The sequence below is a fragment of the Desulfolutivibrio sulfodismutans DSM 3696 genome (assembly GCF_013376455.1).
In the GTDB taxonomy this organism is placed as follows: Bacteria; Desulfobacterota; Desulfovibrionia; order Desulfovibrionales; family Desulfovibrionaceae; genus Desulfolutivibrio; species Desulfolutivibrio sulfodismutans.
This window is the reverse complement of the sequence record NZ_CP045504.1, coordinates 3,886,071-3,912,093: the sequence shown is the minus strand read 5'-3', so window position 1 is coordinate 3,912,093 and position 26,023 is coordinate 3,886,071. Positions and strand designations below refer to the sequence as shown.

Annotated in this window: 25 protein-coding genes; 16 read left to right on the top strand and 9 right to left on the bottom strand. The window is 65.0% G+C overall.

The window, feature by feature from the left end; genetic code table 11:
- Window positions 1-274: 274 nt before the first annotated feature.
- The gene (locus tag GD606_RS17880; RefSeq protein WP_163302340.1) at window positions 275-532 is read left to right on the top strand and encodes a hypothetical protein; all 258 of its coding nucleotides are present in this window, start codon (window positions 275-277) and stop codon (window positions 530-532) included.
- A gap of 45 nt (window positions 533-577) precedes the next feature.
- Here GD606_RS17880 and GD606_RS17875 read toward each other — a convergent pair whose 3' ends face one another.
- The 6 genes from GD606_RS17875 to GD606_RS17850 form a co-directional block, all read right to left on the bottom strand.
- Window positions 578-1,447: a 4Fe-4S ferredoxin gene (locus GD606_RS17875; RefSeq protein ID WP_163302341.1), complete on the bottom strand. Its 870-nt coding sequence runs from the start codon at window positions 1,445-1,447 to the stop codon at window positions 578-580.
- Window positions 1,448-1,665: 218 nt separating this feature from the next.
- Window positions 1,666-2,967, bottom strand: a complete 1,302-nt coding sequence (locus GD606_RS17870) for a (Fe-S)-binding protein (protein ID WP_163302342.1) — start codon at window positions 2,965-2,967, stop codon at window positions 1,666-1,668.
- A gap of 298 nt (window positions 2,968-3,265) precedes the next feature.
- The gene (locus GD606_RS17865) at window positions 3,266-4,603 is read right to left on the bottom strand and encodes a sigma-54 interaction domain-containing protein (RefSeq protein ID WP_246298869.1); all 1,338 of its coding nucleotides are present in this window, start codon (window positions 4,601-4,603) and stop codon (window positions 3,266-3,268) included.
- Between the two features lie 113 nt (window positions 4,604-4,716).
- Window positions 4,717-5,592, bottom strand: a complete 876-nt coding sequence (locus GD606_RS17860; RefSeq protein ID WP_163302343.1) for an ATP-binding protein — start codon at window positions 5,590-5,592, stop codon at window positions 4,717-4,719.
- Window positions 5,580-6,467 (bottom strand): nucleotide-binding protein, encoded by an 888-nt coding sequence (locus GD606_RS17855; protein WP_163302344.1) that lies wholly within the window; start codon window positions 6,465-6,467, stop codon window positions 5,580-5,582. The genes GD606_RS17860 and GD606_RS17855 overlap by 13 nt, the downstream gene beginning before the upstream one ends.
- Window positions 6,468-6,541: 74 nt before the next feature.
- Window positions 6,542-6,883 (bottom strand): DUF5320 domain-containing protein, encoded by a 342-nt coding sequence (locus GD606_RS17850; RefSeq protein ID WP_163302345.1) that lies wholly within the window; start codon window positions 6,881-6,883, stop codon window positions 6,542-6,544.
- A gap of 193 nt (window positions 6,884-7,076) precedes the next feature.
- Here GD606_RS17850 and GD606_RS17845 point away from each other — a divergent pair, with 193 nt between their 5' ends.
- The 10 genes from GD606_RS17845 to tmcA all read left to right on the top strand — a co-directional run bounded on the left by GD606_RS17845 (window position 7,077) and on the right by tmcA (window position 15,726).
- Window positions 7,077-8,402 carry a sigma-54 interaction domain-containing protein gene (locus GD606_RS17845; RefSeq protein WP_163302346.1) on the top strand — a complete coding sequence of 442 codons (1,326 nt, stop codon included), beginning with the start codon at window positions 7,077-7,079 and terminating at the stop codon, window positions 8,400-8,402.
- A gap of 165 nt (window positions 8,403-8,567) precedes the next feature.
- The gene (locus tag GD606_RS17840) at window positions 8,568-8,972 is read left to right on the top strand and encodes a NifB/NifX family molybdenum-iron cluster-binding protein (protein ID WP_163302347.1); all 405 of its coding nucleotides are present in this window, start codon (window positions 8,568-8,570) and stop codon (window positions 8,970-8,972) included.
- A 44-nt stretch (window positions 8,973-9,016) separates the two neighbouring features.
- A complete protein-coding gene (locus GD606_RS17835) occupies window positions 9,017-9,376 on the top strand; it encodes a NifB/NifX family molybdenum-iron cluster-binding protein (RefSeq protein WP_163302348.1) in 360 nt (119 codons plus the stop codon).
- A gap of 35 nt (window positions 9,377-9,411) precedes the next feature.
- Window positions 9,412-10,674, top strand: a complete 1,263-nt coding sequence (locus GD606_RS17830; RefSeq protein WP_163302349.1) for an iron-sulfur cluster carrier protein MrpORP — start codon at window positions 9,412-9,414, stop codon at window positions 10,672-10,674.
- Between the two features lie 115 nt (window positions 10,675-10,789).
- Entirely contained in the window at window positions 10,790-11,044 is a 255-nt protein-coding gene (locus tag GD606_RS17825; protein ID WP_163302350.1) for an FmdB family zinc ribbon protein, read from the top strand.
- 24 nt (window positions 11,045-11,068) lie between these two features.
- Complete coding sequence (locus GD606_RS17820; protein WP_163302351.1) at window positions 11,069-11,536, top strand: iron-sulfur cluster assembly scaffold protein; 468 nt, start codon at window positions 11,069-11,071, stop codon at window positions 11,534-11,536.
- A gap of 389 nt (window positions 11,537-11,925) precedes the next feature.
- Window positions 11,926-13,194 carry an electron transfer complex subunit TmcD gene (gene tmcD, locus GD606_RS17815; RefSeq protein WP_163302352.1) on the top strand — a complete coding sequence of 423 codons (1,269 nt, stop codon included), beginning with the start codon at window positions 11,926-11,928 and terminating at the stop codon, window positions 13,192-13,194.
- A 108-nt stretch (window positions 13,195-13,302) separates the two neighbouring features.
- Window positions 13,303-13,962: a TmcC family electron transfer complex membrane anchor subunit gene (gene tmcC, locus GD606_RS17810; protein ID WP_163302353.1), complete on the top strand. Its 660-nt coding sequence runs from the start codon at window positions 13,303-13,305 to the stop codon at window positions 13,960-13,962.
- A gap of 13 nt (window positions 13,963-13,975) precedes the next feature.
- Window positions 13,976-15,298: an electron transfer complex ferredoxin TmcB gene (gene tmcB, locus GD606_RS17805; RefSeq protein ID WP_163302354.1), complete on the top strand. Its 1,323-nt coding sequence runs from the start codon at window positions 13,976-13,978 to the stop codon at window positions 15,296-15,298.
- 29 nt (window positions 15,299-15,327) lie between these two features.
- Window positions 15,328-15,726, top strand: a complete 399-nt coding sequence (gene tmcA, locus GD606_RS17800; protein ID WP_163302355.1) for an acidic tetraheme cytochrome c3 TmcA — start codon at window positions 15,328-15,330, stop codon at window positions 15,724-15,726.
- A 97-nt stretch (window positions 15,727-15,823) separates the two neighbouring features.
- Here tmcA and GD606_RS17795 read toward each other — a convergent pair whose 3' ends face one another.
- Window positions 15,824-17,455 carry a glycosyltransferase family protein gene (locus tag GD606_RS17795; RefSeq protein WP_163302356.1) on the bottom strand — a complete coding sequence of 544 codons (1,632 nt, stop codon included), beginning with the start codon at window positions 17,453-17,455 and terminating at the stop codon, window positions 15,824-15,826.
- Between the two features lie 487 nt (window positions 17,456-17,942).
- Here GD606_RS17795 and GD606_RS17790 point away from each other — a divergent pair, with 487 nt between their 5' ends.
- Entirely contained in the window at window positions 17,943-18,293 is a 351-nt protein-coding gene (locus GD606_RS17790; protein ID WP_163302357.1) for a hypothetical protein, read from the top strand.
- Window positions 18,294-18,552: 259 nt separating this feature from the next.
- Here GD606_RS17790 and GD606_RS17785 read toward each other — a convergent pair whose 3' ends face one another.
- The gene (locus tag GD606_RS17785; RefSeq protein ID WP_163302358.1) at window positions 18,553-19,074 is read right to left on the bottom strand and encodes a hypothetical protein; all 522 of its coding nucleotides are present in this window, start codon (window positions 19,072-19,074) and stop codon (window positions 18,553-18,555) included.
- 438 nt (window positions 19,075-19,512) lie between these two features.
- Between GD606_RS17785 and GD606_RS17780 the strand changes: the two genes are divergently transcribed.
- The 3 genes from GD606_RS17780 (at window position 19,513) to GD606_RS17770 (ending at window position 24,601) form a co-directional block, all read left to right on the top strand.
- Entirely contained in the window at window positions 19,513-20,874 is a 1,362-nt protein-coding gene (locus GD606_RS17780) for a sigma-54 interaction domain-containing protein (RefSeq protein ID WP_163302359.1), read from the top strand.
- 85 nt (window positions 20,875-20,959) lie between these two features.
- The gene (locus GD606_RS17775; protein ID WP_163302360.1) at window positions 20,960-23,113 is read left to right on the top strand and encodes a peptidase domain-containing ABC transporter; all 2,154 of its coding nucleotides are present in this window, start codon (window positions 20,960-20,962) and stop codon (window positions 23,111-23,113) included.
- A gap of 126 nt (window positions 23,114-23,239) precedes the next feature.
- The gene (locus tag GD606_RS17770; protein WP_163302361.1) at window positions 23,240-24,601 is read left to right on the top strand and encodes an HlyD family type I secretion periplasmic adaptor subunit; all 1,362 of its coding nucleotides are present in this window, start codon (window positions 23,240-23,242) and stop codon (window positions 24,599-24,601) included.
- Between the two features lie 177 nt (window positions 24,602-24,778).
- On the opposite strand, the gene GD606_RS17765 is transcribed toward GD606_RS17770, so the two are convergent.
- Window positions 24,779-25,135 (bottom strand): DVU0772 family protein, encoded by a 357-nt coding sequence (locus GD606_RS17765; RefSeq protein WP_163302362.1) that lies wholly within the window; start codon window positions 25,133-25,135, stop codon window positions 24,779-24,781.
- A 514-nt stretch (window positions 25,136-25,649) separates the two neighbouring features.
- Here GD606_RS17765 and GD606_RS17760 point away from each other — a divergent pair.
- Window positions 25,650-25,973, top strand: coding sequence for an HdeA/HdeB family chaperone (locus tag GD606_RS17760; protein ID WP_163302363.1), 324 nt, complete (start codon window positions 25,650-25,652; stop codon window positions 25,971-25,973).
- Window positions 25,974-26,023 lie beyond the last annotated feature (50 nt).

The following is a 26,023-nucleotide window of genomic DNA, read 5'->3' as shown; positions in this document are numbered from 1 at the left end:
ATGCGGCGTATCTCGGCCATGTCCGCGCGGCATGCCTGATCCCCGGGATCATGCCACGCCGCAGGCCGTCACGTCCAAACATCGAATCGGACGTGTTCAGCCTCGCAAAAGGCAGGGCACAGTGTGCGATGTCCGGTTGCATACTGCCCGAGCTGTGTATATCAAAAAAATGATATTGCCGTATTTACTTTGAATGACAACGGGTTATCTTGAAAGCAACGGGAAACGGTTTTTCCCAAGGCCATACGAAAACAACACTCCACGGAGGCATATCATGAAGGGCGACCACGAACACCGCCACGACCATGTCCACGAGCACACCCACCAACACGAGCATGAGCACGAGCATCCGGGCATCGGCACGCATTCCCATCCCCATGCGCATACCCATGCCCACGATCACGTCCATGAGCACAAGCATCCCCACGACCATGCCGACGCCGCCCACGACCATGCCCACGCAGGCGAACACGGCCCCCACGACCATGAGCACGCCGGACACGAACACGAGGCCCACGACCACCAGCACTAGGCCTGGCGAAAGGCCGCGCATCGCCGCAACGCCGCGCCCCGGGGGTCACTCCCTGGCGGCGCGGCGTGTGCGTTTTGCCGTGGGGTTCGTCTTTTCGCAGGGCACACCGGTCTGGCACAGCCCGCAACTGGACACGGCGAAACCCATCTGCTCCCGGGCCACATACGGTTCCGTCACCTCCCGCAGGTAGGCCTGGCAGACCGCCTTGTCGTGCCCGGCCTCGGTGATGGCCCCGGCCGGACAGCGTTTCATGCAGGCCCGGCAGTCTACGCCCACGGCCCGCAGACACCAGGCGTCATGGCGGTCGTAGGGCCGCGCCACCGGCGGCAGGACCATGCGGGCCACCACGGACCCCACCCGCACGGCCTTGCCCAGGGCCGTGATCAGGCCGTCGGACAGGCCGAAACAGCCCAAGCCGCAGACATGGGCGGCGTGGCGCTCGGACCAACTGGAGGCGAACCCGTAGCGCGCCGACAGATCCTTTCGCCACTGCGGCAGAAGCACCGGGGCCACGGCCGCAATCCCGCGCCCGGCCAGATGCTCCACCACGAACCGCCGCAAGGCCTCGTTGACCGCCTCGCCGTGATGCCGGGCCATGGTCCATTCCAGGCTCGGCGTCTGGGTGGCCCGGGCCTGGGCGGCCCGGGTGGCTGCGGTCTGGGGCAGCACCCAGGCGATGACCGAAAGCTCTTCCGGCTGGGCCGCATCCCCGGGGAAGGCCGCCTGATAGGCCTCAAGCGGCGTCCAGAAAAAATCCGGCCCGATGTCCTGTTTGATCCAGGCAAAAAGGGGATCGTCCCCCCGGGCGTGGCCGAGAAGGGGTTGGTCGAAGGCGGGCTGGTCCGACCCGGGAAACAGGGCGTTGTGGGTCCGGTCGGACATCCACCGGTTCACGCCCTCCACAATGCGGCGCATGGGCGGCGGCTCCTTTCCTGCCAGGCAAGGTAGCGCCGCGCGCCGCGATCAGCAAGATGCAACGGGACGGACACAACACGCAGATGCAACACGCAGACGCAAAAAGCAGACGCAAAAAAGGGCGGCGGGCGCATGATGCGTCCCGCCGCCCGGCGATTCCAAGGACCGGTCCGGGCGGCCTGCCTCGCGGCGGGGCCGTCCGGGACCGGGATGTCCTGCTACAGGCCGACGTCCTTCAGGTCGTCGCCCAGGTATTCGCGCTCGTTCTCTCCGAGCATGCCCATGGACAGGCAGATCAGCGTCCACAGATGCACGGCGTGGTAGCCGCCCTCGTAGTATCCCGAGAGATCGTGGATCTGGGAGTGGCAATTGTGGCACGGGGTGATGCAATAGTGCGCCTTGGTCTCGATGATCTGGTCGTTTTTGAGCTTGCCGTAGGCCCGACGGGCTTCGGGCATGCCGGATTGCAGGAATCCGCCGCCGCCGCCGCAGCAGTAGTTGTTGGACTTTCTGGGCCACATGTCGATGAAATTTTCCTCACCGACCACGGACTTAACCACAAAACGCAGGTCGTCGGCCACAGGGTCGCCATAGCTCTTGCGCACGAGCTGACAGGGATCCTGTACGGTGAAGGTGACCTTGCGGTCCTTGTTCCAGTCGGAGGAGACGTTGAGCTTGCCCTCACGAATCCAGCGGGCATAAAGGCGGATGATGCTTTCGATCTCGAACTTCGGCGTGATCCCAAACTTTTTCAGTCCGGCCCGGACTGCGAAGAGTTCGTGGCCTCACTCCGTGTTCAGCCAGTATTTGCACCCAAGGTCCTCCACAGCCTTGACCTTGTTGCGCACGATGTTTTCCCAGGCCGCGTCGTCGGCCAGGAACATGCAGTAGTTTTCGGCCGCCCAGCCGCGCGTGCCGTAGGTCCAGTCCGCGCCCACGGTCTTGAGGATCTTCCACAAGGGAACCATCTCGTCGGGCTCGGTCACGGGCTCGCGGGAGTTCTGGTTCAGGAAGTATTCCGCGCCGACCTTGTTGACGGGGGCCTCCAGGTCTTCCTGCCCGGGCTGGTTCTCGCGAACCTCCTCCAGCACGTCGCCGACCACGAAGGCGAAGTCCTCGGAGGACGCGCCCATGGCGCTGTTGCCTTCGGTGCGAAGCGCCTGGTCGCAGGAGCCCAGGATGCCCTTGGGACGCTTGTCCCGGGGCCAGGCCTGCCTGGCGTTGAAGACCAGCTGCGGGATGTCGATCTTCATGGGGCAGGCGTAGATGCAGCGCTGACACATGGTGCAGTGCCACACCCATTCCGTAGAGGTGACCTCGTCGTCCATGCCCAGGGCGGCCATGCGCAGGAACTTGCGGGGGTCCATGCCCCCGGCCTGTCCCGAGGCCGGACACCCCGAGGCGCACAGGCCGCAGGTCAGGCACATGTCAAGGTTGCCCCCTTCGGGCAAAAGCTCCTTGACCTTGGCCATGAACGAGGGCCGTTTTTTTCCTTCAAAGGTATACACCGAATCACCCATAGTCTTCTCCTTTTGGCTGCGGCGCCGATGCCCGGTCCTCCGCCAGCGGCTATCGTGTGGAACGGCATGATTTAGGCAAAAGCCGTGCCGCTTTTTCAAATCGGGTTTTCCGATGTATTTTGGCTGTTTGGAAAGGAAACGTGGCGACCGGGCAGGTGCTCGCGTTGCATGCATGCAACACCTGTTGCAAGATATGTCGCAATTCTGCAACGCCGCCCATTATCTCCGGAGCGGGGACATTCTCCAAGGCGACGGCGCAACGGGCGGAGTTTCCGGGAAATATTCGCCGGAACCAGCCCTAGAGGCCGTATTTTTTCATCTTGCGCCACAGGGTGGAGCGGTTGACGCCAAGGGTTTTGGCGGTCTGGGCCATGTTCCAACCATGCGCCGCCAATTCCTCCACAAGGCAGTCCCGCTCGCTGCGGGCCAGGGGGCCGGGATCGTCCGCTACGGCCTTGCGGGGGGCGGACTGGGCCAGATAGGGCGGCAGGTCGCCGGTATGCAGCATGTCGTCCTTGGCCAGGATGACGGCGTGCTCCACCACATGCAACAGTTCGCGCACGTTGCCTGGAAAGTCATGGCGGTACAGGATCTTGATCACCGCCGGGTCCGCCCCGGCGATCCGCTTGTGGTACATCTCGCCGATGTGTTTGAGGAAATGTTCGATCAAAAGGGGAATGTCGCTGCGCCGTTTGCGCAAGGGGGGAATCTCCAGCTCCAACACCCGCAGGCGAAAATACAGATCGTCGCGGAATTTGCCCTCCGCGGCCAGGGTCTTGAGGCTGCGGTTGGTGGCCGCCACCAGGCGAACGTCCACGGTGCGCGGGGAGGTGGCCCCCAGAGGGTGGAAACGTTTTTCCTCCATGACCTGGAGCAGCTTGGCCTGAAGCGACAGGGGCAGTTCGCCGATCTCGTCGAAAAAGACCGTGCCGCCCTCGGCGGTCTGCAAGATGCCCGGCTTGTCGGCTCGGGCGTCGGTGAAGGCCCCTTTTTTGTAGCCGAAAAGCTCCGATTCCAGCAGGTTTTCGGGCAGCGCGGCGCAGTTGATCTTGACGAAGGGGCCGTCCCGGCGATGGCTCAGGCTGTGGGCGGCCCGGGCCAGCAGATCCTTGCCCGTGCCCGTCTCGCCCAGGAGCAGGATGGGGGCGGTGGTTCCGGCGGCCAGGGTCAGGGTTTCGAACAGGCGCAGGATGGCGTCGTCTGCGCCCACGAACTCGTCCAGGCCGTGGGACCGTCCGGCCGCCGGGCGCACGGCGTTCGTCCCGGACACGTCCAGAAAGGTCTCCACCCCGCCCACCACCGCGCCCGCAGCGTCGGTCAGGGGCGCGGCCGAGACCTCCACGGCCAGACGGCGGCCGGATTTGTCCCTGATGTCCAGCCGGGTCTTGCCGCTCTTGCGGCCGGTCTGGATGGCCTGCCGCAGTTGGCACCGCTCATGGCAATTTTGGGTATAAAAGACCTCGTGGCACTTTTTCCCCAACACCTCGTCCCGGGAATAGCCGGTGATGCGCTCGGCCTCCCGGTTGAAAAAGCGGATGTTCCAGTCCTCGTCCACGGTGAAGACGCCCAGGCCCATGTCGTCAAGCACCCGGGCCAGATTTTCCCGTGACATCGCGTCGTCGCCGTCCTGCGGCATGAAGGGCTCCCCGTCGGCACGGCCCGGCGCATCGCGACTGCCGCGTCCCCGAGATCCCGGCATCGGGATTTCGAACCCCCCTGGAGGCCTTCTATTTCAAGGGGGGGGAACGCTTACGATGCCGCAAGCCGTCGCCAGATATCCGAAAAAAGCCTTTCGTACCTTTCCGGGGCGTTTTCCGCAACGCTTTGCCCGGCCAGCTGGGCCGCGACAAAGGCTGGATCAAAGGGGAGCTCGCCCAGGACGGTGATCCCCGATTCCCCGCAAAAGCCCGCCAGCTCCCGGGTCAGTTCCGGGCAGACGTCGGCCTTGTTGAGGATGGCGGCGCAGGGGATGCCGAAATGCCGGGCCAGGGCGTGGACCCTTTTTATGTCATGGACCGCCGAAAGCGTGGGCTCGGCCACCATGAGCACCGTGGAGGCCCCGCCCAGGGAGGCGATGACCGGACAGCCGATGCCCGGGGAACCGTCCACCAGCAGGATGTCCCGGCCGAGCCGCTGCGCCTCGGCCCGGGCCGCCTTTTTCACCGTGGACACGAGCTTGCCGGAATTCTCCTCGCCCATGCGCAGCGCCGCATGGACCATGATCCCGGCCCGGGTCTCGGACACAAACCAGTCCCCGGACACGCGCGGGCCAAGGGTCGCGGCCCCGGCAGGACAGACGTAGGCGCAGACCCCGCAGCCCTCGCAAGAGGCCTCGTTCACCCGGAAAGCCTCGTCGATGGCCCCGAAACGGCAGGCCTCGCGACACAGGCCGCAGGACTGGCACACTTCGGCGTCGATAACGGCCTTGTCCCCGCCCATAAATTCGTGGCGCTCCCGGATGGCGGGGGCCAGAACCAGATGCAGGTCGGCGGCGTCCACGTCGCAATCGGCCAGGACCGGCGGGCCGCCCGGGAGATCGCTTTTCGCCGCGCACACGGCCAGGGCCGCCGTGACGCTGGTTTTTCCCGTGCCGCCCTTGCCGCTTAACACCACTATCTCACGCATGACGCTTCCTTTTGTCCGGCGCTGGCCCGGATCCGGTCCTGGACCGTGGCCAGGACGGTTTCCAATACGGCCCGTATCTCGGGGAACGTCCGCGCCAAAAGCCCGCCCCGGGCCGAGGCCCGGGCGGCCTCCAGGCTGCCGGGGATGCGCCCCAAAAGCTCGATGCCTTCCCGCTCAAGGTAGGACAGCACCCGGTCGTCGCCCATGCCGTCGCGGTTGATGACCACGCCGTGGGGCAACCCGAGGGCCCGCACCAGTTCCACGGCCAGGTTCAGGTCATGCAGGCCAAACGCCGTGGGCTCGGCCACAAGGACCACGTAATCGGCCCCGGACACGGCCGCGATGACCGGACAGGCCGTTCCCGGCGGACAGTCCCATATCTGCAATGGCGCAGTGTGCACGTTTTGCTTCACGGCCTTGATCAGGGGCGTGGACATGGCCTCGCCCACCCGGGAAAGCCCCCCGGCCATGCGGATGCCTCCGGAGACGCCGCTGCGCACCACGCCAAGCTCGCGCACGTCGTCGGCCACGGCCCCGGCCGGGCAGGCCAGCTTGCACAGGCCGCAGCCGTGGCACAGTTCCGGGAAAAGCATGATCTCCCCGGCCATGCGGATGAGCGCCTTGAACCGGCACAGATCCAGGCACGCCCGGCAGGACTCGCCCAGGCACCGCTCCTGGACAAACCGGGGGATGGGCATGAACGCCTGTTCCTCGGTCTCCCAGACCGGGGTCAAAAAAACATGGGCGTTGGGTTCCTCCACGTCGCAATCGGCAAAGGCCACCTCCCGGCCCGAATCGGCCAAAAGCACAGCCAGGTTGACCGCCACCGTGGTTTTTCCCGTCCCGCCCTTGCCGCTGGCGATGGCGATTTTCATAACCGGACCGTCCTGTTGCCGGTTCCCGGGAGACGCGCTCCCGGAAACCGGGGTTTCATCGGCTGTGGCGCCCATTAGCTCCCCTGACCCGTCTTGGCGCGGGTTTTGGCCAGCTCGGCCTCGAGCCAGGCCACATATTCCTCGGGGGACATGGCGGCCCCGGGCTCGGCCGGGCCCTGGCCGACGCTTTGCGCCACCCCCTGGGACATCCCCATGCCCCGGCCCATACCCTGGCCCTGGCCCATACCTTGGCCCATACCCTGGCCCCCTGCGCCGCGACGGCCCATGCCGCATCTGCGTCCCTGGCCCATGCCGCGTCCGACTGCCATCCCCGTGCCGGGTTGGGCGCACATGCCGCGCCCCCCGCCGGTGAACGGTCCATTGCCCTGCGGTCCCATTCCATTGAATCCTGGCATGTTCATGCCTCCTTGGTGTTTTGTGTTGTCGTGTCGGCTCTTAAAAAGCATTTCGCATGCCAGGGAAAAATGGTCCGGAATTTGGACAAGTTGAAAAAATCGGTGTAGGACAGAGCCCGAATCGGACGAATTTCTCGCCCACGTCAGGCCCCACACCCGACGCATTTTCAGCCCAAGCCCGCGCGAGACCGCCATGCAGTTCCCCAAAAACATCCCCTGTCAAGCCATCATGGAGTCCCTGGCCGACGGCGTGTTCACCGTGGACCGGGACTGGACCGTGACCTATTTCAACCGGGCCGCCGGAGAGATCATCGGCATCGCCCCCGAGGCCGCCGTGGGCCGCAAATGCTGGGACGTGTTCCACTCCAGCATCTGCGACGGGGCCTGCGCCCTGAAGCAATGCATCGCCACGGGCGACTCCCTGTCCAACACCTCCATTTTCATCGTGCGCCCCGACGGGGAGAAAATCCCCATCAGCATCAGCGCCTCGCCGCTACGCGACGCCGCCGGAGACATCGTGGGCGGCGTGGAGACCTTTCGGGACATCTCCGAACTGCAACGCATGCGCAAGGAGCTTCAGGGCATCGCCACCCTGGACGACATCGTGACCAAAAGCCGCCGCATGGCCCGGATGCTGGAGATTCTGCCCAAGATCGCAGCCAGCGGCTCAACCGTGCTGATCCTTGGCGAATCCGGCACGGGCAAGGAGCTTTTCGCCCGGGCCATCCACACCCAAAGCCCGCGCAAGGCCGGCCCCTTCGTGGCCGTCAACTGCGGGGCCATCCCGGGCGAGCTTCTGGAATCCGAACTTTTCGGCCACGCCAAGGGGGCCTTCACCGACGCCAAGACCGCGCGCAAGGGCCGCTTCGCCTCGGCCAGGGGCGGCACCATCTTTTTGGATGAGATCGGGGACATGCCCCTGGCGCTTCAGGTCAAGCTTCTGCGCGTGCTCCAGGAAAAGATCTTCGAGCCCCTGGGGTCGGATGCCCCGCAGGCCGCCGACGCCCGGGTGGTGGCGGCCACCAACCGGGATCTGGAGGCCATGGTGGCCGAGGGAACCTTCCGCCGCGATCTCTTCTACCGGCTGGGGGTGGTGCGCCTGGTCCTGCCCCCCTTGCGCGAACGCCCCGAGGACATCGCCCTTTTGACCGACCACTTCATCGCGGGCCAAAACGCCGTGCAGGGCAAAAACGTGCTGGGGGCCAGCCAGGAGGTCATGCGCCTGCTGTTGCATCACGACTTCCCCGGCAACGTGCGCGAACTGCAAAACATCCTGGAATACGCCTTCATCCTGTGCCCGGGCGGCCAGATCGGCCTGGAGCATCTGCCGGACTATCTGCGCCCGGCCGGTTCCCCGGCGGCCGGGGACCAGCCCCCGGCCGCCCCGACCATGCGCGCCGCCAAGCATGCCGCCGTCATGGCCGCCCTGGAAAGGCGCCAGGGCCGCCGCATGGCCGCCTGCCGGGAGCTCGGCATCACCAAGGACACCCTGCGGCGCATCCTGGAGGCAGGGCCATAGGCAAAAAACTCGCCCACCATATCCCGATATGGCGTATTTTTCGCCCCCGCCAACCGCCAGCCCCCCGCTGCATTTCACCATCTCTTTGATATAGCACGCTATTATTCAACGGCACGGCAAATGCTAATGGTTGTCGTGAAACACGTACGATGCCATGTACCCACTATGAATGAAAAAACGCCAGTCGCACCCCGCCCCTGCCTGGTCTGCCTGGCCTGCTACGAGGACCGTCTGGCATCGCTTCTGGAAACCGCCGCCAGCCTGCGCCTGTACCGGGTGGCGGACGGCCGGGCGATTTTTGCCGGGGAATGCCTCATGCCCGGGGAAGGGCTGCCCGGACTGCCCGGGGCGCTTCGCCGGGCCGGGGTGAACAGGCTGGTCTGCGGCGGGGCCACCTGCCGGTGCGTGGAGATGTTTCTGGCCGCCGGAATCCGCATGGACCCCTGGATCGCCGGACAGGTGGACGAGGTCCTGGAGGCCGTGGTCCACGACCGGGTGGCCGCCCTGCGCGCCCCGGGGATCTGTCCGCGCCGGGCGGCAGGCGGACGCGGGGGCAGGGGCCGCCAATAGCGCCGTGTACGCCGTCACGGCAACACCCACGCAAGGAGACGCATATGAAAATCGCCATCACCACCGAGAAGGCCTCGCTTGACAGCCCCCTGGACCCCCGTTTCGGACGGGCGGCCGGATTTTTCGTCCACGACATGGACACCGGGGAGAGCACCTTCGCCGCAAACGCCCAGAACCTGTCCCTGCCCCAGGGTGCGGGCATCCAGTCGGCCCAGACCGTGGCCGGGCTGGGGGTGGGCGCGGTCATCACCGGCCATGTGGGCCCCAAGGCCTTTTCCGCCTTGCAACGGGGCGGCATCGCCATTTATCTGGCCCAGGACGTCACCGTGGGCCAGGCCATCGAGGCCTTCCGGGCCGGAACGCTGACCCCGGCCGGGGCGGCGGACAAGGACGGACACTGGTAACATTCTTACGCCATCGGGCGGAAAAGGAAGGACATATGAGCGAGAGCGCGTGTTCGGGTTGTGCCGACAAAGACAAATGCGAGGATGACAAGCGTCTGAATCAGGCCTTGTGCCGCATCAAGCAGAAAATCGTGGTCCTCTCCGGCAAGGGCGGGGTGGGCAAGAGCACCGTGGCCGCCAACCTGGCCGCCGGACTGGCCCTTGAGGGCAAGAAGGTGGGGCTTTTGGACGTGGACGTCCACGGCCCGAGCATCCCCCGGCTGCTCAAGCTCACGGGCATCCAGCCCGGGCTCGAGGGCGACATGATGCTGCCCGTGGAGTGGAACTGGAACCTCAAGGTCATGTCCCTGGGATTTCTTTTGCCCGACTCGGACGAGGCGGTCATCTGGCGCGGCCCGGTCAAGGGCGGGGTCATCAAGCAGTTTCTGGAGAACGTGGCCTGGGGCGACCTGGACTATCTGGTGGTGGACTGCCCTCCGGGAACCGGCGACGAGCCGCTTTCGGTCATGCAGCTTCTGGGGGAAAAGGCCCAGGCCCTGATCGTCACCTCGCCCCAGGCCGTGGCCGTGGACGACGTGCGCCGCTCGGTGACCTTCTGCCATCGTCTGGGCAATCCCATCCTGGGCGTTGTGGAGAATTTGAGCGGATTCGTCTGCCCGGACTGCGGCAGCGTGCATAACATCTTTTCCTCCGGCGGCGGCGAGGCCCTGGCCAAGGACATGGGCGTGGCCTTTCTGGGCCGCATCCCCATCGACCCCGCCGTGGCCAGTTCCGGCGACGCGGGCGAGGCCTTTTTGGCCGTCAAGGGCCAAAGCCCCTCGGCCCTGGCCTTCAAGGACATCGTGGCCGAGGCCATGAAGCGGGCTCCGGCCGTGGACATGCCGCGCATGAGCCCGGAGGCCCCGGCCTCCGCCCCGGCCTCGGGACATGCCGTGGCCGACGGCCCGGCCGGGTCCAAGCTCACCGTGGCCGTGCCCACGGCGGGCGGGACGCTGTGCGCCCACTTCGGCCACTGCGAAACCTTTGCGGTCATGGACGTGGATACGGCCACGGGCAAGATCATGGGAACCCGCCACGAGGTTCCGCCGCCCCACGAGCCCGGGGTCATCCCGGCCTGGATCGCCACCCTGGGGGTGGATCTGGTCATCGCCGGGGGCATGGGCCAGAAGGCCCGGGATCTCTTCACGGAAAAAGGCGTCAAGGTGGTGGTGGGGGCCAAGGCCGACTCGCCCGAGGCCATCGTGGCCGATTATCTGCGCGGCTGCCTGGTGACCGGCGAAAACACCTGCGACCATTAGGACGGAGGGGATTCGGCTGGAGGAATGCCTCCGGCGGCCAAAGGGGACGCCGCCCCCTTTGGAAACCCCGGGCGGAAACGACGCTGCGAATGCGACAACGCGAGGAAGACGCATCATGCCCCTGTATGACTTCGTGTGCCCGGCCTGCGGGCAGGTCTTCGAGGAACTGACGACCGTGCGGGAGGGGGAGGCGGTCTCCCCCCCCTGTCCGGCCTGCGGACACGCCGCAACCGTACGCCAACTGGCCGCCGTGTCCTCCCTGACCGGCCGGGAACGCACGTCCCTGCCGGGATTTTCGGACCACGGCTGTTGCGGGTCGCGCCCTGCCGAGCGCTCCTGCCGCCCGGGAACCTGTTGCGGCAAGGCCTGACCCGGACCAAGGAGGCGCCACACCATGGCTGACGAACATGACGAGGAACCGGCCCGCCCGGCCGCTTCCCTGGACGACTGGGCAAGCGAGCTGCAGGCGGGCATCGACGACCAGGCCCTGTCGCATTACGGCCCCGAGGCCTTCCGGCGCTGGAAGACGCTTCCGGCCATGGGCCGCGTCCCCAAGGCCGACGGGGTGGGTCGGCTGACCGGCGCCTGTGGCGACACCATCGAGATCTCCCTGACCATCGACGCCGACCGCATCGTCACCGGAGCCTTTTTCTCGGATGGCTGCGGGGCCAGCCAGGTGTGCGCCTCGGTGGCCGTGGAACTGGCCATCGGGACCAGCGTGGACGCGGCCTACGATATCACGGACGCCCAGATCCTGGCCGTTTTGCCGGGATTTCCGGCCGATGAGACGCATTGCGCCTTCCTGGCCGCCGAGGCGCTCAGGCAGGCTCTTCAGGACGCCTCGCAGCGGTCCCGTGCGTGAGATTTTCCCCTCCGACCCCTTCGGCCGCGGCGACCTGCCCGCCCCGGCCGTCTCCTCCAGGGTCCGGCTTCATCCGGCCCGCCGCCGCAGCACTTGGCGGGCCGGGGGGGCCGGGGGCCACGGCTTGTGAAAAAATTCTTCAACTTCGGCGTCAAATTTGTCTTTTGATGCCATCGCTTTTCGTGATAGGGACAATCACCCCAAGTATGTATCGAGACATACCGGGAGGCCCTTATCTTCCGCGCCGGTATCCGTGCGTTGCTACGGGATTTTTCCCGCAGACAGGACACGCCGGACGGGGCGGACGCCGACGCGCCGGCTGACGGGCGCGACCCGCGCGCGGTCATAAGCAGACCCGCGCGGAAAACCCTTCTTCAAGGAGCCATCGCATGCAAGCCGATCAAGCCTGGGACTGGGAGCCCGGAGCGCGGACCGTGCTCGAAGACGCGACGGCCTGCGCTGCCCCCCACGAATGGACGGAGGAGCCCGAGTCCTCCCCGGACGGGGAGCGCCTGGCCGCAGTGGCCAATCTCGGGGACGGCCGGTTTACCGTGTGCGTCAACGCAGAGCCCTGGGAAACGGATTTTGAAAAAGCCTGGTATCTCAGGTTTTCCCCCGACGGCAGACTTTCGGCCGTGACCATGGAGGACGGGATGTGGACCGTGTCCGTGGACGGGGAGTCCTGGGAGGAAAGCTTCGACTTCGCCTGGGGAACCACCTTTTCTGCGGACGGCGGGGTCATTGCGGCCTGCATCCAGAGCGACGGCCGCTACGGCATGGTCGTGGACGGCGCGCCCTGGGAAACCCTGCACGACAACGCCAACCACTTCCGCATCGCAGCCGACGGGGCGCACACTGCGGCCGCCGTGCAGGTCAAGTCCATGGGGCAGGCGGACATCGAAACCTTCCAAAAGGGCATCTTCAGCGTGGCCGTGGACGGCGAGCCCTGGGACGCCACCTTCGTCAACTGTTTCGATCCGGCCATCGAAGTCAAGACCGGCCGCGTGGCCGCCACCATCCGCCGCTCCCTGTACGACTATTCCGTGGCCGTGGACGGCAAGGCCTGGGAAGCGGCCTACGACTGCGCCTGGGGCCCGGTCTTCCATCCCGGAAACGGCCAGGTGCTGGCCCCGGTGCGCAAAAAAGGCCTCTGGGGCATGGCCGGGGACGCGGGATTCGTATGGAATCCGGCCTTCGTCCAGTGCCACCATCCGCAATTCTCCGCCGACGGCGCCACCCTGGCCGCCATCGTGGCCACAAGCTTCGGCAAATTCACCGTGGCCGTGAACGCCGCGCCCTGGTCCGCCACCTTCCCGGTGGTCACCGACCTGCGCGTCTCCCCCGACGGCAAGACCGTGGCCGCCCAGGCCAGCACCGACAACACCGCCTTCCGGGTGCTGGTGAATGGGTCCGTGTGGCCCGGCGTCTACGACATGGCCTATGGGCCGGTGATCTGTCCGACTACCGGGCAGGTGGCCATCCGGGTGGAAAAGGACGGCAAAAAGGCCTTTGTCCTAGACGGCAAGGCCCATCCCGCGACCTTCGACCGGGCCTATGATCCGATCTTTTCCCCCGACGGCGCAAAGGTGCTTTTGCGGGGCATAAGCGGCAAGGCGTACAAGCGCATCGTGGCCCCGGTTTCGGCCTTCACGGGATAGCGGCCCCGGGCGCGCGCCGGGGCATTCCCCCTGCGCATCCGGCAACGGACAAGCACAAAAACGTTGATCGAGGCCCTGGCCCTTTCAACAGGTTCCTTGGAGGTTCCCATGCTCGAACTCTACGCCCTGGCCGTGGGACCGCTGGCCTGGTTGGCCTTCGGCGTGTTCGTCATCGGCTCCCTGGCGCGTCTTTTCAGTATGTATTCCCTGGCCAAGAAAAAAGACGCGGCCTTTTTGAGCTACATGACCTGGCGCTATTCCCTGCGTTCCATTTTCCACTGGCTCATCCCCTTCGGCTCCCTGGGCTGGCGGGAAAACCCGGCCCTGACGGTCGCGACCTATGTGTTCCACATCTGTCTGTTCCTGGTTCCCATCTTCCTCATGTCCCACATCGTCATGTGGGACACCTCATTCGGCTTCACCTACGCCGCCCTGCCCGACGGACTGGCCGACGGACTGACCGTGGCGGTCATGGTCGTCTGCCTGTTTTTCGCCTGGCGGCGCCTGAGCCTGCCGGAGGTGCGTTTTGTGACCTCGAACCACGACTGGCTGGTCCTGGTTCTGGTCTTCTGCACCTTTTCGACCGGATTTTTGGCCTATCACCAGATCGGCGACAGCCTGACCCTCACCACCCTGCACGTCCTGTGCGGCGAGGCCATGCTCATCGCCATCCCCTTCACCAGACTCAGCCACATGCTGTTCGGATTCTTCGCACGGGGCTACATCGGCTCCGAGTTCGGCGGCGTGCGGCGGGCCAAGGACTGGTAATACCGGAGGACACATGACGACCACCATTGCCGACAGGCGCATAGAAGATGCGGGGCTTGAAGCCGGGATTGCCCGGCTAACCCCGGAGAAGATTCAAAAAACCATTCTCGCCGTCCTGGAAGGGGAAGGCGGGGCCAGACTCAAAACCTACGTGGAGACCTGCGTGCGTTGCGGCATGTGCGCCAAGGCCTGCCACTACTACATGTCCCACAAGGATCCCTCCTACGCCCCGGTGGCCAAGGTCCGCCAGACCATGTGGGAGATCCTCAAACACAAGGGGCTGGTGAGCCCGGAATTCATTCACCAGTGCGCCCAGATCGCCTACACCGAATGTAACCTGTGTCGGCGCTGCATGCACTACTGCCCCTTGGGCATCGACACCGCCTACATCATGTCGTTCGTGCGCCGCATCTGCCATAAGCTCGGGGTCACCCCGCAGTACATCCAGGATACGGCCCACAGCCACTCCGCCACCATGAACCAGATGTGGGTCAAGGACGACGAGTGGATCGACACCCTCAAATGGCAAGAAGACGAGGCCCGGGACGAAATGCCCGAGTTGCGCATCCCGCTTGAGGTGGAAGGCGCGGACTTCATGTATTCGGTCATCGCCCCGGAACCCAAGTTCCGGACCCAGCTCATCTATCAGGCTGCGTTCATCTTCAACCAGGCCGGGCTTAACTGGACCATGCCCGCCACCCCGGGCTGGGACAACAGCAACATGGCCATGTTCTCCGGCGACATGGAGATCATGGGCCGGGTGGAGATGGCCCACTTCGAGGCCGCCCAGCGCCTGCGCGTCAAACGCATCGTCATGGGCGAATGCGGACACGCCTTCCGGGCCATCTACGACGTGGGCAACCGCTGGCTGGGCTGGGGCATGCACCCGGTGCCCGTGGTGCATTCCATCGAGTTTTTCTGGGATCTCTTGAATTCCGGAAAGATCCGCATGGCCAAAAAGTACCCTGGCCCGGTGACCATCCACGACCCCTGCAACGTCATTCGCGGCCGGGGGCTCATGGACAAGCTGCGCGAGGTGGTGCACGCCATCTGCGACGGCGTGGTGGAGATGACCCCCAACCGGGAGCACAACTACTGCTGCTGCGCGGGCGGCGGGGTCATCAACTGCGGGCCTCCCTTCAAAAACGTGCGTATCGTGGGCAACTCCGTCAAAGCCGACCAGCTCAAGGCCACCGGGGTCAAGACCTGCATCGCCCCCTGCCACAACTGCCACGGCGGCCTGGAAGACATCATCCACAAATACGGGCTCGGCATCGAACTGAAGTTCCTTGGCGACATCATCTACGAATGCATGGAAAAAAAAGGCGCGTCCTGACGGCCCGCCGTCACGGGAGAAATCCGATCATGACCAGATACCTTATCCTTGCCCTGACCTTGACGGCGGTCCTGTGCGGAGCCCCCCTGGCCTTTTCCCAGGGGGACATGCTGGTGATCAAGCCTGAGGCCTTCACTGCGCCCCGGCGTCCGCCAGCCGTGTTTCCCCACGACGCCCACAACGAGAAGGCCAAGATCGACGACTGCGCCGCCTGCCACCACGGCGGGGAAAACGGCGTGCGCGACCCCAAAGCCACCAGCGAAGGCGTGCCCTGTGCCGACTGCCACCCCGTGGTCGCCGCGCCTGGGAGAACCCCGCTTATGCGCGCCTATCATCAGCAGTGCATCGGCTGCCATCTGGAAAAGAAGGCCGGCCCGGCGGCCTGCGGCCAATGCCATGTGGACGCCGCCGCACCCAAGGCCAAGTAGACCGGTTTTTGGCGCTTTGCCGTAAAACCGAAACGGCGGACCAGGGTTGCCCCAGGTCCGCCGTTTTTTTTCGTCCCTCCCCGGCGACCGCTCCGGGTCACATCTCCGGGACCGCTTCGGGAAAAAGCCTGTCGCGCATGGCGGCAAAACGTTTCCCCTCCCCGGCCTCCTCGGCCAGGGTCCGGGCCAGGGCCAACTCCTGAGCCGCCTCATCCAGCCGGAACATGCGGGCGTTGACCAGGGCCAGCCGCAGCGGCCAGCGCCAGTTCCTGCCGCTTTGCAGGGACAGGGAGGATAAAATCCCCAGGCGCGTCGGTTCCGTGCCCCGGAAGGGCTCTAGGGCCGCATCCAGGGCGACGAGGATGCCCGTGTCCCGCTCGTCAAGGGTGTGGGCCACGATCAAGGCCTCCACCACCGTCTGGGGAACCAGCCGGTCGGCCTCAAAAACCAGCCCGGGCCGAACCACCCGGCCCGCCTCGCGAAATATCCCGGCCGCAAACAGGCAGATGTCGCGCGGGGAGTCCACCGCCCGGCGTGGATCGCCCCCCTGGCCTGCCCCGGCGAACGGGCGGACCTTTCCCCGGGCCAGGGCCCGGGCCAGAGGAAAGGCCCCGGCCGAAAGCGCCGCCATGGCCGCCGTGGCCAGAAGAAGCGGGTCATCGATGCGGTTGGCCGCCATGCCCGCGCACAGGGTCAGCATGCGGTCGCGCCGCCCGCCAAGCCGCCACAGGCGCACCAGCCCCCCGGCTGCGGCCGTGTCCGTGGACAGCCGGGCCAGATCAGCCTCCACCTCCGGAACCAGGCCCCCGAAAAGTCCTGTCTCGAAAAGCCCCAATAGCGCCAGGGCAAAGGACAAACGAGCCGCGTCGCCGCGCGCCCGCCCAGGGGCCTCGGGCAGGGCGGCGAGCCAGGCCTCCCCCCGGTGCTCCGCCAGATGCCGGGCGGCCAGGGCCGCATGCCCGGCCCGGGCCAGGGCTTGCGCCAGATCCGGATGGCCTTGGTAAAACCGCAGGCGCTGTGCGAGCTCACAGCCATTGTCGTAGCCCACGACCTCCCGGCCGTCGCAAAACAGATCGCCCAACCCGGGCGTGCGGGGGGTGAAACACAGGCTGCCGCTGGACACGGCCTCGAACAGGCGGAAATTGAGCTCCCCGAAAAGGGCCTCGTTGGGGGCCAGACGCGTATCGTCGTAGAAGTCCTGCATGGCCGTAAAGGACAGCTCGCTGGCCAGGCGGGCGTCGAAGCGGCGGCGCAGCAGGGTGGCGAACTGTTCGCGCACGGGTCGCCCCTCGCCCATGCGGCCTACGAACCCAACCTCCGTGCCCCGCCCGGCAAAGGGCCGAAACGGCCGCGCCGTGCCGAACCATGGCAGCCAGAAGGCCTCACGGCCGCCCCGGGCGAACAGGGGGGCAAGATGTTTCTGGGTGGTGAACGCCGCATCGAAAAGCGCCGCGTAGTGGACCTGCCAGTGGCTGTTGACATGGGTGTCCACGGACCAGAAGGCCGTCTGGCAGGAGAGGTTTTCCACGCCGCGCAGGATGACCTTGCGGCCGAGGGTTTCCGTATGCAGGAGGATATCCGGCGTAAAGCCGTGCTTTGCAAGCAGGGCCGCAATATCATGCACGCCCTGGGGCGGGGCCAGATGCAGCACTTCATGCCCGCGAGAAATCAGAAACGGCCGGAAGGGACCGTCCACCAGACAGATGCGCAAGGGGGTCTCGTAATCCATGCCGGGCCTTTGGCGCAGACGACCGGAAGGCTTGCGTCGCTTCCCGGATATCGACGCATGCGAACACTTTTGCAAACGCATTCAAATCATCAGCACGAGACGCATCCGGCGACCGGGATACGCGATGACGCCTTCCCGTACCGTATTCCGGAAGAGATGTCCCGCTCTATAAAAAACCAGCGTCCATCCTTTATTCAGGCGTCTTCCCGTACGCAGCCGCTTCAGGGTGCAACGGAGAGGAAAACGGCAAGACGATGGCCCTGTCAAGCCCTCTGCACGCCCGCAACCCATCCGCCCAATGCCCGTACTGTCGATTCAATTGCCGACACACGCCGCTTGCGACATTTCTTCGTTGAACATTCTCCCTTTTTTAGGCAGATAAGGGGTGCTTGGCCCAGCTTCACATGGCCCGGGGAACATCTTTCCCTGGCCGTACGGACATGGAGATTTTCCTCTCAAACACTTTTATGGTGTACAAGGAGTGGACATGCGCGGACATCAAAAAACTTTCTTTTTGTTCAAATCGGCCATGCTTTGTGTAATTTGTGTCATGTTTCTCTGTAGTGCGGCCTTTTCTTCTTCCTACAAGTTTGCTGTCTTTAACAATTCCGGATCGAAGATCACCAAGATCCTCGTTTCGGAAGACGGAAAGACCTGGGGATTTTTCGACATCGGCAAGGGCATTGCAGTTGGCGCCACAGAGACCCTGGTCTGGGATGCAAGTTCTGAAGGTGAGGACTGCGAGCAATATTTCAAAGCGGTCTTCGCCGACGGCTCGGAATCCGAGCCGGTGGTTTTCGATTTTTGCGAGAAGGGGCTGGTCTTGGAATTCGATTAGTCGGCCTGTGTCCCTGCCTGTCGGCCCGCGTTCCTCCACGGATGCGGGCCGCCGCCATTTCGGCAGGCCCTTGGCGCGGAGCAAGCCATCCCCGGCGCCGCCCACCCGACGATCACGACGCAAAACGCCCTTTTGTGCGGCAGGCCGCCGCCATTTCCAACGCTATCCGCCGGTTCACGTCAAGGCAGCTCCCGGACGCATGAAAAAACCCCGCCGGTCGCGAAACCGGCGGGGACGCGCGAGGCTGCCGCGAGAGGCGTTAGGCGGCCAAAAGGGTCTTCTGGGATGCGTCCGTGGCCAATCCTGCCGAGGACGTCGAGGACGAGGACAGGCCGGTATAGTCATTATAGGCCAGGGAACCGGTGGAGCCGTCCGGGGCGTTGGCCAATTCCTCGGCCAACCCCACGGTCTCGTTCACCAATGCCGTGCCCGTGGCGACGGTATTGCCGATGAAATTCGCAGCGGTCTCCACCTTGTCCACGGCCCAGTTGTAGGCGGTGACGCCCTGTTCGATCACGTAGCTGGCCGTCTGCACCACCTTGTCGACCACGGAGGTCGAGGCATTGGAAACGATGGACTGTACGGTGGACACCGTGGATTGGACGAAGGAAACGGCGGTGCTTACCGTCTCGGACACGAAGCTCGCCACGCTGGAAATAGTGCTGGACACGAAGCTGACCACTTCTCCCACCTTGCTGATGAGCGACGCGGCTTCGGCGGTCTTTTCCACCACAGCGGACACGACCTTGGCCACCTTGGAAAAAAACGACTTGAAACTCATGATCCTTCCTCCTGCGTTGTGCGTTGAACCGACAATACTCTCCCTGGCTTTCCCCTTAGCCAGGATCATGCCAATGCATCATCCCATGAAATTCAAGCAGGATACGTATTTCCGAATCACACCAGACCGCCTCGAATCGTGCCGCTTGCGCCCTGAATTGTGGCAGTCCATCCCCTGCCGCCATGGCCGCCGGGTCGGCATGTCCCGGTCGGCCCTGCTTCACGGCCTGCGGCCCCGGCCGCGCCGGGAACGACCAACCGGCCCACCCGCCTGGCCAGGATACATGCCCCGGAGCGGCTGCCGTGGCCCGGCGCCCACCTTGCCATGGACCGAGAATTGCCGAGGGATGTAAAATGGGATATGTAGGGTTGGTCATAATATCGGCCACTTGCCGTCTTGTGGCGACCACTTCGGCCGTGCGGCCGGATCGGAGCATGCATGACCCTCATGAGCGCCCTGCCGCCCGGGCTGGCCCACAAGCTTGTCCACTTCTCCACCCTGGTCAGCCAGGGCGACTACGCCAACGCCATCACCGTCCTTGGCGACCTCAAGCGCATCTTTGAGGCCACCCAGCCCGGATGCCGCAACGAATTTCTGGTTTTATTCGAAAAGCTGGAGCTGATGGTCCTTGGCGTGCGCCAGCGCGAAAGGCTTTTGGGCGAGACCGTGGACCGCCTGGACGCCTCCCACTCCGAACTCAAAAACCTGGAGCTGCGCCTGAAAAAGGAGAACTCCGCCCTCAAGCAGCAGCTGCGCCACCGTTTTTCCGTGGGCAAGGTCATCGGCGCCAGCCCCAAGATGGCCAACATCCTGCGTCTGGCCCAGCGCGTGGCCGAGACCACGGTCAACGTGCTGATCACCGGCGAGACCGGCACGGGCAAGGAGATGGTGGCCAAGGTGGTCCACTATTCGGGTCAAAGACGCCACGGGCCGTTTATGGCCGTCAACTGCACGGCCGTGCCGGACACCCTGTTCGAGAGCGAATTTTTCGGCATCGAAAAAGGCGTGGCCACGGGCGTGGAAAAGCGCCGGGGACTCATTGAGGGATCGACCGGCGGCACGCTTTTTCTGGACGAGATCGGCGACATGAGCCTGGCCACCCAGGCCAAGATCCTGCGCGTCCTGGAGCTTGGCGAGGTCACCCCGGTGGGGGGCCGGGAAACCGTGCCCGTGGACGTCCGGCTGGTGTGCGCCACCAACCGGGAGCTGGCCAAGGACATAGAGGACGGCCGCTTCCGCCGCGACCTCTATTACCGCATCAAGGTCGTGCATCTCGACCTGCCGCCCCTGCGCGAACGCCGGGACGACATCCTGCTTTTGGCCGAAAGTTTTCTGACCACGTTCGCCCATGGCATGGGCCGGGGCCGGATGACCTTTTCCCGTGCCGCCCGGGAGGCGTTGCGCGAATACCCCTGGCCGGGCAACATCCGGGAGCTTGAAAACGAGGTGGAGCGCGCCGTGGCCCTGGCCTATTCCAGCAAGATCTATTTGGACGACCTCTCCGAAGAAATCCGCCGCAAGTCCAGTTCGGTCCACCTGACCGATCCGGCCTTGAGCGCCACGCCCCTGGCCTCGGCCGGACGCCTCAAACGCCTGGAACGCGACGCCATCCTGTCCTGCCTGGCCGAATGCGGCGGCAACCGCACCAAGGCCGCCAAAATGCTCGGCATCAGCCGGGAAAGCCTGCGCCGAAAGCTCAAAGGCAACGGGGACAGCGCCTCAGAGGCCCTTGACGGCGAAACCCCGGATACGGCCGACTCGGGGGCAGGCGTCCCGGTCGCCGGAGAGTTCCCGTCGTGACTGTGCCCGGCGGCGTCGCACACGCATGCCGCGCCATGAAGCGCCAGGTGGTCCGTGCGCCCGCCGTCCCGGCCGCGAGGCAGCCATGACCGCCCTGCCGGCCACGGTATTGCACGACTTCGTGGCCATCCTGCGCCACCACGGGGTCCAGACCACGCCCGAGGCCCTCATCAGCCGCCACGGCCTATCCGGCCGCACCCTGACCTTCTCCACCCTGGCCCGCATGGCCGGAAACATGGGTTTTTTCGCCGCGCGCAAGCGGATTTCCCCCAGGCGGCTGCTGGATCTGGGCGAGTCCTATCCGGCCCTGGCCAAAACCCGCGACGGCGGCGCGGCCATGCTCTCCGGGGTGCGCACCTCCCCGGACGGCGAGGCCCAACTGGTCCTCTATGACCTGCGGGCCGCCCCCGGAACCTCGCCCTTCGTCTTTTTGTCCCCAGGCGACATCGCGGGCCGCTTCACCGGCGAGGTGCTGCTTCTGCGCAAAAAACGCCTGGACGCAGGCGACGCCAAACATTTCAGCCTGGGCTGGTTTCTGCCCCAGGTGGCCCGGGAAAAACGCATCTTCATCGAGATCGCGGCTATCGCCTTTTTCATGCACGGCCTGGCCTTCGCCGTGCCGCTTTTCTTCCAGGCCGTGGTGGACAAGGTTTTGGCCCACCACATCCTGGCGACGCTCAACGTCCTGGCCATCGGCGTGACCCTGGCCCTGGTCTTCGAGGGCGTGTTGCGTTTCCTTCGCGAATACCTCCTGCGCTACGCCACCTCGCGCATCGACCTGCGCCTGGCCATGGAGACCTTCGCCCATATGATCCGGCTGCCGCTATCCTTTTTCGAGCGCAGCTTCGCCGGGGTGATCATCAAGCACATGCAGCAGACCGACCAGGTACGTGAGTTTCTGACCGGCAACCTCTTAAACGCCCTGCTCGACGCCTCGTCGCTTTTGGTCTTTTTGCCGGTGCTTTTTTTCTACAGCACGCAACTGACCCTCATCGTCCTGGTCTTCGCCCTGTTCACGGCCGGGATCATCGCGCTCATGATCGGCCCTTTCCAGCGCAGGCTGACGGCCCTGTACGCCGCCGAGGGCAAACGGCAGGCCCTTTTGGTCGAAACCATCCACGGCATGAGCACCATCAAAAGCCTGGCCCTGGAGGGCGACCGCCAGAACCGCTGGGAAGAGGGCTCGGCCACGGCGGTCCTTCGCAACTTCGACGTGCGCAAGATGGCCGCCGCCGGGCAAAGCCTGATCAAGACCCTGGAGCGGCTGATGACCGTGGCCGTGATCTTTTTCGGGGCCAAAAGCGTCTTCGACGGCTCACTCACCGTGGGCGAACTCATCGCCTTCCAGATGCTCTCCCAGTCCGTGACCATGCCCCTGATCCGCATCGTGGAACTCATTCACGAATACCAGAAGGTCCATCTGGCCGTGGCCATGCTGGGCGAGGTCATGAACAAAAAACCCGAGGCCGGGTTCGCCCGGGGCGGGGTGCGGCCCGAAATCCTGGGCGAGATCGTCCTTGAGGACGTGCGCTTTTCCTACAACCCCGGCGACCCTCCGGCCCTGGACGGCATACGCCTGCGCATCGCGCCGGGCGAGGTCTTGGGCGTGGTGGGCAAAAGCGGTTCGGGCAAGACCACCCTGACCCGGCTCATCCAGGGCCTCTACCCGCTTTCCCAGGGCCGCATCCTGTTCGACGGGACAAGCATCCGCGACCTGGACATCCTGCACCTGCGCCAGAACATCGGGGTGGTGCTCCAGGAAAATTTCATCTTCCACGGGGCGCTCAAAGACAACCTGGCCCTGACCCGGCCCGGGGCCGACTTCGAGGAACTGCGCCACGCCGCGCGCCTGGCCGGGGCGGACGAGTTCATCGAGCGCCTGCCGTCGGGCTTCGACACGGTGCTGGAGGAAAACGGAGCCAACCTCTCGGGCGGCCAACGGCAACGGCTGGCCATCGCCCGGGCGCTCCTCAAAAACCCCCGGATCATGATTTTCGACGAGGCCACCTCGGCGCTCGACCCGGACAGCGAGTCGCGCATCCAGGAAAACATGGAGGCCATCTCCAAGGGCCGCACCACCATCATCGTGGCCCACCGCCTGTCCACCCTGCGCCACGCCGACCGGATCATGGTCCTGGACGCGGGAAAGGTGGCGGACATCGGCCCCCATTCGGAACTGGTCGCCCGCTGCGACATCTACCGCAACCTGTGGGACAAGCAGACCCGGGGGATGCGGTGATGGCGGGGGATGGGCGCAAATGCGGCCGGGGGAACGCCTCCGGCGGCCAAAGGGGGCGCGCCTCCTTTGGAATCCCCGGGCGAGGGGGGATGGTCGCCCGGGGATGGTGAAGGGGCGGGAGAGCGGATGAAAGGCAAACCCGGAAAAATCAGCCGCGAGGCCATGGAATTCCAGCCCGACGCCGTGGCCGTGGAGGCTGGGCGGCTGCCCTGGCAGGCCCGGTTCGCGGTCTACGTGATCCTGGCCGCCCTGGCCTGCGGCGGGGCCTGGGCCTGGCTGTCCAAGGTGGACCGGGTGGTCACGGCCAGGGGCATGCTGGCCACCCTGGCCCCGGCCATCGTGGTCCAGCCCCTTGAAACCTCGATCATCCGCACCCTGGCCGTTCGGCCAGGCGACGTGGTCAAAAAGGGGCAGCTTCTGGCCACCCTGGACCCCACCTTCGCCTCCGCCGACCTGGGGCAGCTCACGGGACGCAAGCGGTTCCTCGCGGCCTGGATCGAACGGCTTTTGGCCGAGCTGGAGGACCGCCCGACCGCCGACCTGGACAAGGACGCCGCCGACCCGGACCAACGGGCCCAGATGGCGCTTTTCCTCAAGCGCAAGGAGGAGTACCGGGCCAGCGTCGACGCCAAGGACCAGGAGATCGCCTCCTATGAGGAGATGCTTACGGCCAACGTCAACGAACAGGAGCGACTCAAGGGCCAGTTCGCCCTGACGGCGGAGATCGAGTCCATGTACCGCAAGCTGTGGGAGGGGGACCAAACCAGCCGTCTCGAATACATCAACGCCCTGCGCGAAAAGCTGCGCGTGGAGGATCTGTACGCCAGCGCGGCCGAGAAAAATTCCCAGATCCGGGAGCGCCTGGCCCAGGCCAGGGCCGAGCGGCTGTCGTTCATCGGCGGCTGGCGGACCCAGACGGCCACCAAGATCGTGGAGGCCCAGCAGGAGCTGACCGAGGTGGAGCATACCCTGGCCAAGGCCGCCCGGCGTACGGAACTGGTGGAGATGACCGCCGTGTCCGACGCCGTGGTCAAGGACATGGCCCGGGTGTCCGAGGGGTCGGTGGTGCGCGAGGCCGAGACGCTGTTCACGCTGATCCCCATCGACGTCAAGGGCGGGGAACTGGAGGCCGAGGTCGCCATCCCGGCAAAGGACATCGGCCATATCCGGGTGGGCAACGCCGTGCGCATGAAGCTTTCCGCTTTCCCTTTCCAGCGCCACGGCTTTCTCGACGGCGTGGTGCGCATGGTCAGCCCGGACGTGTTTCTGCCCGAGGGCCAGGGCGCGGGCGAGGCGGCCGACGGCGGGGCGTACTACGCCTGCCGCATCCGCCTGACCTCGCATGCCCTGCGCGACGTGGGCGACGATTTCCGACTGTTGCCGGGCATGTCCCTGGACGCCGAGATCCTGGTGGGCAAGCGCCGGGTGGCGGAATACCTCCTCGATCCGCTGCTGACCGGCCTGCACGAAAGCTTAAGCGAGCCGTGAGAGCGAAACCGCAAAACGAGGGGACACGGCCCGAAGGCCGCATCCCCTGATCATCCCGAAAGGCCGACGCCCCTTTCTGCGCCGTTCCGGAAACGGCCGCAAGGAGAACGCCCGGCATATGGCGCGCACGGTTTTTTCTTCAACACCACGGCTGTGGCATTGAAGAGACGTCCCCCCCTAGGCCTGTTCCATGCCCATTTCCTTTATGACCCAGGCCTTGACCTCGGCGGAAAGCTCATGGATGCCGCGAAGTCCCCCGATCTCTTTCATGTACCGGGCCGCCATGTCCGGGGGCAGTTTTTTTTCACACAACGACGTGCTGCCGTAATTGTTCATCTTGTTCAACACCACCTTGGGCTCGCCCCAGGTGTCCACCACGAAATAGATGGAATATTCCTTGCTGCTGGTCACCGGGGGCCGCAGGGTGTCCTTGAAGTTGTTGTTGCCCCACTCCAGATACATGGTCACGGCATCCTCATGAATCATATCCCAGTTGACTTCGTTGAGCCACTGACGGCAGGCGTTCTCGTCCATGTCGTTCTCCACGTTGGTGTTGCGAAAATTCCTTTGTTTCTTTGCAATGCCTCGACCCGTATCCACGCCGCTGTGAGGCCGGAAGGCGGGGGAAGGCGTCTTTGCCCTGGCGAAGGCCTGTCCGTTGCGGGCAGGCGGCACATTCTGCACAAGGTAAGACATTCGCGACCATGAGGCAACGCCCGCAGCCATTTTTTACCCGCCGCCCGGAGCACGATCCGTGTCGGCCCCGGAAAATCCGTCTGCATAGGGCATCACGTTGTCCGTCCCCCAAGACGCAGTTGTCTTCAAAATAATAGAACACCCTTTTTCCATATCCGCCATACAATTCGCCTACGTGAAGTCATCGGACACGACGAAAGGATGCCCGCCCGCCCGCCAAAGCATCAGCCGACGTCTTTGCGGCCGGAAGGGCCCCACGGCACACCTCGCGTTCCTTGGTGCAGCCTGTCGCAAATCTCCCTTTTACAGCATGCTGCATTGTTGTTATACGCCAGCGAGGAGGGCTTTCGCTATGAAAAAAATCGTAGGGCTTTGCGCGGTCATCGGATTGCTTTTCGCTTTTTCCACCACGGCCATGGCCAAAGGGAAAAACCAGGGGAACATCGAATTCGGCGAACTCAGCTGCCAGGAGTTCCTGCAGGGCGTGGCCAAGGGCGATGAGGCCAGTGTCGGCATGATCCTGATGTGGCTCGACGGCTATTTAAGCGGCGTGTCCGGCGACACGGAACTCAACTGGGAAGGCTTCGAGTCCTTCTCCACCGCCCTGGCCGAAACCTGCGCCAAGAGCCCGAAAAAGAAGGTTCTGGATGTGGCCAAGGCCGTGGGTATCGAATAGGAAGCCGCATTCCGCAAACAACATATGAAAAACGCCGTCCCGGCCTTCCG